We start from the raw sequence: 12,194 nt of genomic DNA on the forward strand, positions 1-12,194 counted from the left end.
TACATGAGTTTGTCTCATGGAGGTGTCCATTGCCCGCGACCGTCCAGCCCCCCGAGAGCGTCACCTGGCGGATCCACCTCGACCGGACCATGTGGGTCGGCGGGGTGCGCAGCCTGATGCTGCAAGCGCTGCACCCCATGGCGATGTGGGGGGTGTGGCAGAACTCGAACTTCCGCGAAGACCCGTTCGGACGGCTCCAGCGGACGTCCGACTTCGTGGGGCTCGGCACGTTCGGCAGCCCGGAGGAGGTCGAGAAGGCCGCGTACCGGGTGCGGGAGATCCACCGGAGCCTGCGCATCCTCAACCACGACACCGGCAAGAAGGAGCGGCTCGACCAGCCGGAGCTGCTGCTGTGGGTGCACTGCGCCGAGGTCTACTCCTACCTGGAGGTGGCGCGGCGCGCCGGGCTGCCGCTCACCGACGCCATGGCCGACCGGTACCTGGACGAGCAGCGCAAGTCGGCGGCGCTCGTCGGGCTGCACGCCGAGGACGTTCCCGGCAGCGTCGCCGAGATGGAGGCGTTCTTCGCCGAGATGCGGCCGAAGCTGCGCGTCACCGAGGAGGCCGCGGAGACCGTCCGGTTCCTCATGTGGCCGGCGCTGCCGGACAACCTGAAGTTCCTCTCGCCGGGGAAGCCCGGCTACTTCCCGTTCGGGGCGCTCTGCTACTACACCCTGCCGGACTGGGCGCGCGCGATGTACGGGACGCTGCCGGAGGTGCCGCAGCCCGCGGTGACGGCGGCGCTGAGATCGTTCCGGCTCGCGATGAACTCCGTCCCGGAGCGGCTGCACGACTACGCGTTCGCGAAGAACACCCGCGACATGCTCGAACGGTGCAGGCGGCGGCTCGCCGCCGAAGGTTACGACCTCAGCAAGGGGCTGTACGGGCTCCGCGACCCGCGCCGCTGGCCGGGCAGGCGGGCGCTCGAGCCGGCCTAGCCGGCCGGGAGGGCCGCCCAGGGCTCCTTGCGCGGGGCGGCCTCCTGCCCCTCCGGGCAGTGGCGGGCGAAGTCGCACCACCCGCACAGGGTGCTCGGGCGCGGCGGGAAGACCTCGTCGTCCGCGCGGCCGTGCGACCGGTACGCCTCGTCGGCCGCGGCGGCCTCGGCGGCGATCTGCTCGGCGCGGCGCATGTGCCGGGCCAGGGACTCGTCGGTGTGCTCCCACACCGCGACCTCGCCGGACGGCAGATGGTGCAGCTCGACCCGGCGGCACGGGCGGCGCAGGACGCGCGACGCCGCCGCCGCGTAGATCGCGAGGGCGAGGGAGCCGCGGGCGTCGTCCGAGGTCAGGACGTGCCGCCCCGTCTTGTAGTCGACGACGACGAGCTCCTCGCCGCGCGCGTCGAGGCGGTCGATGCGGCCGGACACCGCGATCCGGTCGGTGCGGGTCGCGACCGTGCGCTCGACGCCGAGCGGCTCGTCGGCCGGGTCGAGGCCCGCGACGTAGCGTTCGGTCATCTCGCGGGCCCGCTCGCGCCACCGCGCGGACTGCGCCTCGTCGCGGAAGCCCTCCGTCAGCCAGCCCCGCACCAGCAGCCGCCCGGCGGCCTCCGGCGTGCGCTCGGCGAGCGGCAGCCGCCACCAGCCCGCCAGGGCGTTGTGCACGCTCGCGCCGAGACTGTTGTGCGCCCACGGCGGGCCCTTCGGCGGCATCGGACGATCGAGGTAGGTCATCCGGTAGCGGCGCGGGCAGTCCAGCCAGGTGTTCAGCCGCGACGGCGTGCACGTGTACAGCCGCTGGGGCATCCCGTCGAAGCCCAGCTGCTCCACGGTCAGCCGCCCACGTCAGTCGTCGGACTCGTTCGCCAGCGAGCCCCAGGTCTCCCAGCGGGCGTCCTCGTCGCCGACCGTGGTCTCCTCGCCCTGCGCGGGCAGGACCTTCAGCTCCTTCGGCAGCGGGGTCAGCAGCGCGCCGATCGAGTTGAGCTGCTTACGCAGGTCCTCGAACACGCCGCCGATCGAGCCGGGACGGCCGCGGTGCAGCGTGTCGCCGGAGAACAGGACGCCGAGCTGCTCGCTGATCACGCAGACGCTGCCGGGGGTGTGGCCCGGGGTGTGCACGACCTCCAGCTGCGCTTCGCCGATCTCGAAGACGCCGCCGTCCTCCAGCCAGATGTCGGGTTCGAGGGAGCGCAGCGCCTTGGCGTCTTCCTCGTCCTCCTCCTCTTTGGCGAGGCGGCCGAAGTAGTCGCGCCACAGCAGCCGGTCGGCCCGGTGCATCGCGATGGGAGCCCAGTCGTCCTCGTCCTCCTCGCCGGCGGCGGCGACCTCCAGCACCACGTTGAGGTGGTGCTCGTTGCCGTCGGTCAGGATGACGGCCATGACCTCGCGGTCGCCGACCTCCTTGAGGATGGCCTCGGCGTCGTACGCCGGGTCGATCACGATGACCTCGTCGTCGTCGCCGACGATGTAGGTGTTGTTCTCGACGTCGTACTCGGTGTCGTCCAGGGTGAGCTTCCCCGACGTCACCACCTGTTCGATGCGCGCGTCCACGCAACGCACCCTACCGTGCTTCGCGGCCCCGATCCGGCACACGGAGATCACTGCCGGACGCGGCCTCCGCGAGCCGCTCGAACGCCTCCGGCGCGGTGGTCTCCGCGCCGAGCCGGTCGCCGGTCAGCGCCCCGTGGTCGTCGCTGGAGCCGGTCGCGGCGAGCCCGAGCGACTTGGCGAGGCCGTGCAGGTGGGCGCGGTCCTCCGGGAGGTGGTCGGGGTGGTCGGCCTCGACCCCGGCGAGCCCGGCGGCGGCGAGGCGCTCGATCACCTCGTCCTCGAACACGCAGCCGCGGCGGCGCGCCCGCGGGTGCGCCAGCACGCACACTCCCCCGGCCGCGCGGACGAGCCCGATCGCCCGCTCCGGGTCGAGCGCGTACCGCTCGACGTAGGCGCGGCCGCCCTGCGCGATCCACTGGGAGGTGAACGCCTCGTCCGCCGTCCTGATCGCGCCGGCCTCGACCATGGCGCGCGCGATGTGCGGGCGCCCGACCGCCTCGCCGCGCGCGAGCGCCCGGACCATGCCCCACGTGACGTCCACGCCGAGGTCGCGGAGCCGGTCGACCATGCCGCGGGCCCGGATCACCCGGTCGTCGCAGATGCGGGCCAGCTCGGCGGCGAGCTCCGGATGCTCCGGGTCGAACAGGTAGCCGAGCATGTGCAGGCTGCGGCCGTCCTCCTTGCACGACAGCTCGATGCCGGGGACGAGCGCCAGCCCGTCCGGCAGCGCGCCCGCGGCCTCGGCCCACCCGGCGACGGTGTCGTGGTCGGTGAGCGCGACGACGTCCAGTCCGCGGGCCCGCGCCCGCCTGACCACCTCCGCGGGCGGCCTGGTGCCGTCGGACGCGTCGCTGTGGCAGTGCAGGTCGATCCGCATCAGCCGGTCCGGGTCATTCGTCGAGCCGGGGGGTGTAGGCGCCGTAGGGAAGGTCGATCTCCATGCCCGGTTCGCGCAGGTCGAGGAGGTTCTGGGTCTCCAGCATCAGGACGCCGGCGTCCGCCGGCCACAGCACCGCCCACAGCCAGTTGCCCATCGCCTCGCCGACGAAGACGGCCCGGTCGGCGCGGTCGGGGCCGGTGCGGACCGCCCACATGGGCACCGACCGCCCGCACGTCGCGGCCGGGCCGCTGATGTCGAGCTTCACGTGCGGGGGGCTCCCGTTGAACGCCTCGCCGGGGTCGGGGGCGTCGAGCCCCGCGTAGTGGGCGCCGAGCCCGATGCCGGGCTCCTCGGCGATCAGCAGCAGGTCGGCGGGGCCGCGCAGCAGCCCCGGCCCGGACACGGCGACGGCCGTCGCCCGCGCGCCCGAGCGGTCGTCCCCGACCGTGGCGAAGCCCGTGACGAGCCAGGCCGGCGGAAGGGGCCATGGCGTCCAGACGGGGACCTTCGCGTCGCGCAGCACGGCGGCGAGCCCGTCCGGGCCGGGACGTTTGGACGGCTGCCTCGGCAGGACGGCTCCGTGCACGCCGCAGTTCCAGTCGCTGGACCAGAGTCCCGGTGCGCGAAGTGGCCCCGCGCAGCGCGGGCACATGGGCTCCGCCCTCATGAGTACCCACCTTGCGCGGCCACGTCCCGGGTCGTCAAGTTCGGCCAGGTAGCCGCCTGGGAAAGGGGGAACAAACTGAGGTCATGAGGAAGCGTTGCGTCGGCGGGATCGTGCACGACGGGGAGGGGCGCCTGCTGCTGGTGCGGCGCGGGCGCCCGCCCGGCGAGGGCCAGTGGTCCATCCCCGGCGGGCGGGTCGAGCCCGGCGAGGACGACCCGGCGGCGGTCGCGCGGGAGCTGAAGGAGGAGACCGGCCTGGACGTCGCCGTCGGCGCCCTCGCCGGGACGGTCGAGCGCCCCGGCCCGGACGGCGTCACCTACGAGATCCACGACTACACGGCCACCGTGACGGGCGGGACGCTCCGCGCGGGCGACGACGCGGCCGAGGCGCGCTGGGTGCGCGTGGACGACCTCGGCGGCCTGCCGGTCACACCGGGGCTCGTCGACGCGCTCAGGCAGTGGGGCGTCCTATGACACCGGCACCGGTTCCGTGTCCGGCGCGGCGGGCACGTCGTCCTGCGCGGTGAGCCGCTGGATCCGCATCCGGCGCGCCAGCCACACGACCGCCAGCGCGTAGAGCACCATCGGGACGACGTCGGCGAGCACGACCTGCCAGGGGACGCTGCCCTGCTCCATGTCCAGCTTGCCGACCGCCGCCGGGAGCAGGAACGCCATCAGGTTGTTGAAGACGTGCAGGGCGATGCCCGATTCGAGGCCGCCCGTCCGCACGGCCAGCCACGCCGCGATCGCGCCGAACAGGAAGATGTCGAGGATGCCCCAGCTCGTGTAGCCGTGCCCGGCCGTGAACAGCGCGGACCCGACGACGATGCCGGGCCAGGGGGTGCGGAACACCGCGCTGAAGATCCGCCCCACCGGGCCCCGGGCGTTCTCCAGCGTGCAGGCGCCCACGGCCTGGAGCAGCCAGCCGCGGAAGACGTACTCCTCGGCCGCCGCCTGGAACGGCACCAGCAGCACGATCACGAGCGCGGGGACCAGGAACGCGCCCCACCCGACCCAGTGCTCGTCGCCGCCGGACCGGTCGTCCATCGCGAGGGCCGCAAGGATCGACGTCCCGTACGACACGAGGCAGAACAGGACCGCAAGGCCGGAGCACACCAGCAGCCAGCGCCACCGCAGCCGTCCCGCGACCGACGACAGCGTGCCCGGCCGCCGCCGCTGGATCAGCCACGCCGCCCCGAGCACCGGCGGCAGGAACAGGGCGAGCGCCGCCAGGTTGAACGCGACGTCGGCGGTGGTGTTGCCGAAGATCGTGTCGCCGTCCGCCCCGGCGGGGTCGGTGAACTCCCCGGTGACCGCGACCTTGATGATCGCCCCGACGGCCATCAGGACCAGGACGAAGACCATCCCGACGACGAGGATGGAGACGGTCCCCACCAGCGGGCGCCACCACCGGTGCGCCTCGTTCCGCGCCGCCTGGTGGTACGGGCGGCCCTTCGGCGGCTCGACCGTCCACGGCCGCTTGACGGGCTGCGCGCCGTACACCGGCGCGTACGGCCCCGGCCCGTACCCCCATCCCTCCGGCCGCGCCGCGGCCCCCGGCCAGTAGGGCATCCCGGGCGTGTACTCCGGAGCGCCCCCGTGCGCCCGCCCGTAGGGCTGCGCCTGCCCGTACGGCTGCCCGTACGGCTGCCCGTAGGGCTGCGGCGGAGCCGGCGGCCCGGGCGGGTTCCGCGGCTCGGAAGGGGCGGGGTCGACGGGCGCCCAGCCGTCGGTCTCCCCTGGCTCTGACACGTCCGACCCCTCCCGGTGAACCTTCGCGTAGGTGGGACGAATCGTACGGGGCGTCAGTTCCCCGGCGGGTCGGGGCGCCGGGTGCGGGCCATCCCGGCGGCGCGGCCCTTGGCGGCGACGACGAGCGCCATCTTGCGGGACGCCTCGTCGATCATCTCGTCGCCGAGGGTGGCGGCGCCGCGGCCCTCGCGCAGGGCGCGGTCGTAGGCGTCCAGGATCAGCTCGGCGCGGTCGTAGTCGTCCTGGGACGGGGAGAACACCGCGTTCCCGGCCTCGATCTGCGCCGGGTGCAGCACCCATTTGCCGTCGAACCCGAGGGCGGCGGAGCGCCGCGCGACCCGCGTGAAGGCGTCCACGTCGCGGACGTTGAAGTAGGGCCCGTCGACGGCCTGCAGGCCGTGGGCGCGCGCGGCGATCAGGATCCGCATCAGGATGTGGTGGTAGGCGTCGCCCTCGGTGTAGCCGGGCGGCTGCTCGCCGACGACGAGCGTCTTCATGTTCAGCGACGCCATGAGGTCGCCCGGCCCGAGCACGAGGGCCTCCAGGCGCGGCGACGACGCGGCGATCGCGTCGATGTTCGTCAGGCCGCGGGCGTCCTCGATCTGGGCTTCGATGCCGATGCGGCCCACGGGCAGGTCCATGGCCCGCTCGATCTGCGTCAGCAGCCGGTCGAGCCACTGCACATGGGTCGCGTCCGACGCCTTCGGCAGCATGATCGCGTCCAGGTTCGCGCCGGCGCCCTCGACGACCTCGACGACGTCCCGGTACGCCCAGCGGGTGTCGGCGTCGTTGACGCGCACCACCCGCGTCCTGCCGGACCAGTCGCCCTCGTTGAGCGCCGCGACGACGGTCTTGCGGGCGTCCTCCTTGGCGGACGGCGCGACGGCGTCCTCCAGGTCGAGGAAGACCTCGTCGGCGGGGAGGCCCTGCGCCTTCTCGATGAAGCGCGGGTTGCTGCCAGGGACGGCGAGGGTGGTACGTCGAGAGCGCATGGCCCGGATGCTATCCAGCGGGTGTGAGACCCTTCCGGCATGGGTCTGAACAGGGCGCTGGTGGAGGAGGCGGCCAAGAAGTCGGGGCTGCTGTGGCTGGACCTGCCCGGCCTGCCCCAGCCGAGGGCCGCCTGGCACGTGTGGCACGACGGCTCCGCGTACGTGCTGACCGGCGGCGAGGGCGAGCAGCCGCTGCCGGGGCTGGCCGAGTCCGCGCATGTGCCGGTGATCCTGCGCAGCAAGGACAAGGGCGGCCGGCTCGTCACGTTCATCGCCGACGTCGAGGTGGTCGAGCCGGGCTCGGAGCTGTGGGACGCCGTGGCGCCGATCCTCGCCAAGGAGCGCCTGAACGCCCGCACCCACGAGGGCCAGGTGGAGACCTGGGCGACCGAGTCGTGGATCGTCCGGCTGACCCCGGCGGACGAGGTCGTGACGCAGGACGACGGGTACGCGGCCGTCCGCCCGGTGCCGACCCCGGCGACGACCGCCGGCGCCCCTCCGCGGATGTTCGGCGGGAAGCGCCGGCAGGCCGACCGGTAGCTACATCGGGAGCGTGCGCCCCTCCGCGACGGCGCGGAGCTTGTCCGGGTTGGCGACCAGGTGGATCGTCTGGACCTGCCCGGTGGGGGCGATGTCGACGGTGAAGGCGCTGATCGGGCCGTCCGGGCCGGCCACCACGACGGCCGGCTCGCCGTTGATCTCGACGCGCTCGAAGCGCATGTCGGCGGGGTCGACGCCCTGGTAGGCGACGCCGTTGATGCCGATGAGGAAGCGGCCCACCTTGTCGGCGCCGAGGATCACCCGGCGCGGCGCCCGGACCTTGCCGCCGCCGTCCGACCACAGCGCGACGTCCGGGGCGAGGACCTCCATGAGCCGGTTGATGTCGCCGCCGAGGACCGCGTCGAGGAACCGCTCGGTCGCGGCGCGCCGCTGCGCGCCGCCCGCCTCGAAGCGGGGCCGCCGCGCCTCCACGTGCTTGCGGGCGCGGGTGCCGAGCTGGCGCACCGACGCCTCCGACCGGTCCAGCGCCTCCGCGATCTCCGCGTACGGGTAGCCGAAGACCTCCTTGAGGACGAACACGGCCCGCTCCAGCGGGCTCAGCGTCTCCAGGACGACCATCATCGCCATCGACACCGACTCCGACAGCTCCGCGTCCTCGGCGACGTCAGGGCTCGTCAGCATCGGCTCCGGCAGCCACGGCCCGACATAGGTCTCCCGCCGGACCTGCGCGGACCGCAGCCGGTCGAGCGCCACATTGGTGGTGATCCTGACCAGGTACGCCTTCGGGTCGGCCACCTCGGACCGGTCGCCCGCGGACCACCGCAGCCAGGCGTCCTGCACGGCGTCCTCCGCGTCGGCGGCCGTGCCCAGCATCCGGTAGGCCACCGCGAACAGCAGGTTCCGGTGCTCCTCGAAGGGGTCGTCCATGGTTGCTCAGCCTCGCATGCCGGAATGTTCGCCACACCTTCGCCCCTCACGACGGGGCGCCCGTCCGGGATGTGACATGGGGGGCCGCGGAACCGGGGCGGATCCGGATCAGTGGGGCGATCATGGGTAGTGTCCGGACCATGAGCGGAGCTCCGACACGGGTGTTCATCGCCCGGCTGGCGGGCGTCGCGGTGTTCGACCCGGCCGGCGACCAGGTCGGCAGGGTCCGCGACGTCGTGGTCGCGCTGCGCCTGACGCCGCGGCCGCCGCGGGTGCTGGGGCTGGTGGTGGAGGTCGCGTCGCGGCGGGCGGTGTTCCTGCCGATCACCCGGGTGACCGTGATCGAGGCGGACGCGGTCATCTTCGACGGGCGGCTGAACGTGCGAAGGTTCAGCAAGCGCGAGTCGGAGACGCTGGTCATCGCGGAGATGCTGGACCGGACGGTCCGGCTGCGCGACGGCGGGGAGGCCGTGTCCGTGGTGGACGTGGCAATGGAGCCCACCCGCACCCGGGACTGGCTGATCTCGAAGGTCGCCGTGCGCCGCCGCACCGGGCGCGGGCTGCGCAAGCGCGGGGAGAGCCTGATCGTCGACTGGGACGCGGTGGAGGGGTTCTCCGCCGTCGAGCACGGCCAGGGCGCCGCCGGGCTGATCGCCGCGTTCGGCCAGATGAAGGCCGCCGACCTCGCCAACATCATGCACGAGCTGCCGGCGAAGCGGCGCACCGAGGTCGCGGTGGCGCTGGACGACGAGCGGCTCGCCGACGTCCTGGAGGAGCTGCCGGAGGACGACCAGATCGAGATCCTCGGCAAGCTCAGCGTGGACCGGGCCGCCGACGTCCTGGAGGCCATGGGCCCCGACGACGCCGCCGACCTGCTCGGGGAGCTGCCGACCGAGCAGCGGGAGCGGCTGCTGACGCTGATGGAGCCGCAGGGCGCGGCGCCGGTGCGGCGGCTGCTCACCTACCCCGACCACTCGGCGGGCGGGCTGATGACCACCGACCCGGTGATCGTCCCGCCGGACGCGACGGTCGCCGAGGCGCTCGCGCTGATCCGCCGCCCCGACCTGAACCCGGCGCTCGCCGCGCAGGTGTACGTGTGCCGGCCGCCGACCGCGACGCCGACCGGCCAGTACCTCGGCACCGTGCACTTCCAGAAACTGCTGCGCGAACCCCCGCCGACGCTCGTCAGCGGCATCGTGGACGCCGAGCTCGACCCGCTGCGCCCCACCATGTCGCTGGAGGCGGTCGCGACGTTCCTGGCCACCTACAACCTCGTCGCGGGCGCCGTGGTGGACGAGAACGGGCACCTGCTCGGCGCCGTGACGATCGACGACGTGCTCGACCACCTGCTGCCCGAGGACTGGCGGGAGACCGTGATGGACGCCGCCGCCGAGGAGTCCGCGGATCCCGAGGAAGAGGCTCTCCGGGGGACCACATGATGACGACACGCCCGATGACCGCGCGCCTGGACCAGCCGAGGGAGGTCCGCCGGACGCTGCTGCCGCGGATCCACTACGACCCGGAGTCGTTCGGGCGGCTGTCGGAGCGGATCGCGCGGTTCCTGGGCACCGCCAGGTTCATCGTGTACATGACGGTGTTCGTCACGGCGTGGCTCGGCTGGAACCTGTTCGCCCCGGCGTTCCTGAGGTTCGACCCGTACCCGTTCATCTTCCTGACGCTGATGCTGTCGCTGCAGGCGTCCTACGCGGCGCCGCTGATCCTGCTCGCGCAGAACCGGCAGGACGACCGGGACCGCGTCCAGTACGAGCAGGACCGGGCGCGCAACGAGCGCAGCATCGCCGACACCGAGTACCTGACGCGGGAGATCGCCGGGCTGCGGATCGCGCTGAGCGAGGTCGCCACCCGCGACTTCCTGCGCTCGGAGCTCCAGCAGGTCATCAAGGAGCTGGACGCGAAGGAGCACGTCCCCTAGGCGGGGACCCGTTCGTCGGCGAGCTTGTCGAGGATGCCTCCGAGGGCGCGCAGGTCGGCCTCGTCCAGCCGGCTGAGCATGTGGTCCTGGACGCCCCGCCGGTAGGTGGGGGTGGCGTCGGCGAGCCGGTCCCGCCCGGCGGCGGTCAGCGCGGCGTACAGGCCGCGCGCGTCGTCCGCGCAGGACTGCCGCACCACCAGCCCGTCGCGCTGCAGCCGGTCGACGAGCCGGGTGAGCCCGCTGCGCGACAGCAGGACCCGGTCGGCGAGGTCGTTCATCCGCAGCCGCCCGCCCGCCGCCTCGCCGAGGTGCATGAGCACCTCGTAGGAGCCGAGGGCGAGGCCGTGGCGGGACAGCAGGTCGGCCTGCAGGCGGCGGGAGAGCTGCGCCTGCGCCCGGAGCATGGTCCGCCAGACGACCAGCTCGGCGGCCGCGAGGGTACCGTCGGTCACCGCACCGATGGTACGGCCGGCGGGCCGCCGGCGCGATGGAGACGCACGCGACATGTGACGACGCACACCCTGATTAGCGGGTACGGCCTCCGGGTTCATACCATGGGCGCATGGCCTCCCAGTTGACGACCGAGCGGGTGACCGAGGCTCTCGCCACGGTGAACGATCCTGAGATCCACAAGCCCATCACCGAGCTCGACATGGTCAAGAGCGTCGACATCGCCTCGAACGGCACGGTCCGCGTCGGCGTATACCTGACCGTGGCCGGGTGTCCGATGAAGGACACCATCACCAAACGCGTCACGGAGGCCGTCTCCAAACTCGACGGGGTCGCCTCCGTCCAGGTCGACTTGGACGTGATGAGCGAGGAGCAGCGCAAGGCGCTGCAGACGAAGCTGCGCGGCGGGCAGCCCGCCAAGGAGATCCCGTTCGCGAAGCCGAGTTCGCTGACCAAGGTGTACGCGGTGGCGAGCGGCAAGGGCGGCGTCGGCAAGTCGTCGGTGACCGTGAACCTGGCCGCCGCGCTGGCCGCGCAGGGCCGCAAGGTCGGCGTCGTGGACGCCGACATCTACGGCCACTCGGTGCCGCGGATGCTGGGCGTCGACGCCCCGCCCACCAAGGTCGAGGACATGATCCTGCCGCCGACCGCGCACGACGTGAAGGTGATCTCGGTCGGCATGTTCACCGCCGGGAACCAGCCGGTCGTGTGGCGGGGGCCGATGCTGCACCGCGCCCTGCAGCAGTTCCTCTCCGACGTGTACTGGGGCGACCTCGACATCCTGCTGATGGACCTGCCGCCCGGCACCGGCGACATCGCGATCTCCGTCGCGCAGCTGCTGCCGTCCGCGGAGATCCTGGTGGTCACCACGCCGCAGCAGGCCGCCGCCGAGGTCGCCGAGCGGGCGGGCGCGATCGCCGCGCAGACGCACCAGCAGGTCGTCGGCGTGATCGAGAACATGTCCTACCTGACGTGCCCGCACTGCGGCGAGCAGCAGTTCATCTTCGGCGAGGGCGGCGGCCAGACGGTCGCGGACGCCCTCACGAAGACCCTCGGCACGCGCGTCCCGATGCTCGGCCAGGTGCAGATCGACCCGCGCCTCCGCGAGGGCGGCGACAGCGGCCTCCCGCTCGTCCTGTCGGACCCCGACGCGGGCGCCGCCAAGGAACTCCGCACCATCGCCGACAAACTGGCCGGCCGCTCCCGCGGCCTGGCCGGAATGTCCCTGGGCATCAGCCCAAAGGGCAGGTGACCCGGCCCACCCGGCCGGACAGGCACACACTCAGCACATAGACCGGGTGACCGCCGGCCGCCCGCGACGGGCCGGATGATCGTAGGGCCGGGGCACCTGGCCATGTACGGATCGTGCGGCTTCGGTGACCGTAAGGTGCCTGCCGCAGGTGCGCGGCGACCGCAAGATGCAGCTCACGGGTCGGGCGGTCGCCCAGCCGCCTCTTGGACGAGCACAATTCGCACCCTCTCGGACCAGACCCGAGCCGGGCCGCAGACCGAAGCGACCACCACGGGCAGGCACGCGGAGGGCACTCAGCGCCCGGAGCGGGCATGCCCGGCGACGCAGGCGACCGCAGCGACCCCGCA

The 12,194-nt window shown here is 73.2% G+C and carries 14 protein-coding genes; 6 read left to right on the top strand and 8 right to left on the bottom strand.

The window, feature by feature from the left end:
- The first annotated feature begins 29 nt into the window (after nt 1–29).
- On the top strand, nt 30–938 hold the full coding sequence (locus ACIWVC_RS24755) for an oxygenase MpaB family protein (protein WP_396454637.1): 909 nt from the start codon (nt 30–32) through the stop codon (nt 936–938).
- Here the strand turns inward: ACIWVC_RS24755 and ACIWVC_RS24760 are convergent.
- Genes ACIWVC_RS24760 through ACIWVC_RS24775 form a run of 4 tightly spaced genes read right to left on the bottom strand, consistent with a single transcriptional unit; the run spans nt 935 to nt 4,041 of the window.
- Complete coding sequence (locus tag ACIWVC_RS24760; RefSeq protein WP_396448313.1) at nt 935–1,771, bottom strand: RecB family exonuclease; 837 nt, start codon at nt 1,769–1,771, stop codon at nt 935–937. The two genes, ACIWVC_RS24755 and ACIWVC_RS24760, sit on opposite strands and share 4 nt — an antisense overlap.
- 15 nt (nt 1,772–1,786) lie before the next feature.
- Nucleotides 1,787–2,494, bottom strand: a complete 708-nt coding sequence (locus tag ACIWVC_RS24765) for an MBL fold metallo-hydrolase (RefSeq protein ID WP_396448312.1) — start codon at nt 2,492–2,494, stop codon at nt 1,787–1,789.
- Nucleotides 2,495–2,504: 10 nt separating this feature from the next.
- On the bottom strand, nt 2,505–3,371 hold the full coding sequence (locus ACIWVC_RS24770) for a PHP domain-containing protein (protein WP_396448311.1): 867 nt from the start codon (nt 3,369–3,371) through the stop codon (nt 2,505–2,507).
- A 13-nt stretch (nt 3,372–3,384) separates the two neighbouring features.
- Complete coding sequence (locus ACIWVC_RS24775) at nt 3,385–4,041, bottom strand: DUF6758 family protein (RefSeq protein WP_396448310.1); 657 nt, start codon at nt 4,039–4,041, stop codon at nt 3,385–3,387.
- 83 nt (nt 4,042–4,124) lie between these two features.
- On the opposite strand from ACIWVC_RS24775, the gene ACIWVC_RS24780 reads away from it, so the two are divergent.
- Nucleotides 4,125–4,514: an NUDIX hydrolase gene (locus tag ACIWVC_RS24780; protein ID WP_396448309.1), complete on the top strand. Its 390-nt coding sequence runs from the start codon at nt 4,125–4,127 to the stop codon at nt 4,512–4,514.
- Here the strand turns inward: ACIWVC_RS24780 and ACIWVC_RS24785 are convergent.
- Nucleotides 4,509–5,792 carry a lysostaphin resistance A-like protein gene (locus ACIWVC_RS24785; protein ID WP_396448308.1) on the bottom strand — a complete coding sequence of 428 codons (1,284 nt, stop codon included), beginning with the start codon at nt 5,790–5,792 and terminating at the stop codon, nt 4,509–4,511. The genes ACIWVC_RS24780 and ACIWVC_RS24785 overlap by 6 nt on opposite strands.
- Nucleotides 5,793–5,845: 53 nt before the next feature.
- A complete protein-coding gene (locus ACIWVC_RS24790) occupies nt 5,846–6,784 on the bottom strand; it encodes an HpcH/HpaI aldolase/citrate lyase family protein (protein ID WP_396448307.1) in 939 nt (312 codons plus the stop codon).
- A 39-nt stretch (nt 6,785–6,823) separates the two neighbouring features.
- Here ACIWVC_RS24790 and ACIWVC_RS24795 point away from each other — a divergent pair, with 39 nt between their 5' ends.
- Entirely contained in the window at nt 6,824–7,324 is a 501-nt protein-coding gene (locus tag ACIWVC_RS24795) for a hypothetical protein (RefSeq protein ID WP_396448306.1), read from the top strand.
- Here the strand turns inward: ACIWVC_RS24795 and ACIWVC_RS24800 are convergent, their stop codons facing one another.
- Nucleotides 7,325–8,212: an RNA polymerase sigma-70 factor gene (locus ACIWVC_RS24800; protein WP_396448305.1), complete on the bottom strand. Its 888-nt coding sequence runs from the start codon at nt 8,210–8,212 to the stop codon at nt 7,325–7,327.
- A gap of 140 nt (nt 8,213–8,352) precedes the next feature.
- Here ACIWVC_RS24800 and ACIWVC_RS24805 point away from each other — a divergent pair, with 140 nt between their 5' ends.
- Both ACIWVC_RS24805 and ACIWVC_RS24810 read left to right on the top strand, forming a co-directional pair.
- On the top strand, nt 8,353–9,651 hold the full coding sequence (locus ACIWVC_RS24805; protein WP_396448304.1) for a magnesium transporter MgtE N-terminal domain-containing protein: 1,299 nt from the start codon (nt 8,353–8,355) through the stop codon (nt 9,649–9,651).
- Nucleotides 9,651–10,145, top strand: coding sequence for a DUF1003 domain-containing protein (locus ACIWVC_RS24810; RefSeq protein WP_396448303.1), 495 nt, complete (start codon nt 9,651–9,653; stop codon nt 10,143–10,145). The genes ACIWVC_RS24805 and ACIWVC_RS24810 overlap by 1 nt, the downstream gene beginning before the upstream one ends.
- Here the strand turns inward: ACIWVC_RS24810 and ACIWVC_RS24815 are convergent.
- The gene (locus ACIWVC_RS24815; protein WP_396448302.1) at nt 10,142–10,597 is read right to left on the bottom strand and encodes a MarR family winged helix-turn-helix transcriptional regulator; all 456 of its coding nucleotides are present in this window, start codon (nt 10,595–10,597) and stop codon (nt 10,142–10,144) included. The genes ACIWVC_RS24810 and ACIWVC_RS24815 overlap by 4 nt on opposite strands.
- A 110-nt stretch (nt 10,598–10,707) precedes the next feature.
- Between ACIWVC_RS24815 and ACIWVC_RS24820 the strand changes: the two genes are divergently transcribed.
- Nucleotides 10,708–11,847, top strand: coding sequence for an Mrp/NBP35 family ATP-binding protein (locus ACIWVC_RS24820; RefSeq protein WP_396454638.1), 1,140 nt, complete (start codon nt 10,708–10,710; stop codon nt 11,845–11,847).
- Nucleotides 11,848–12,194: the final 347 nt, after the last annotated feature.

Origin of the sequence: Actinomadura sp. (assembly GCF_044508335.1) — a bacterium.
Classification (GTDB): Bacteria; Actinomycetota; Actinomycetes; order Streptosporangiales; family Streptosporangiaceae; genus Spirillospora.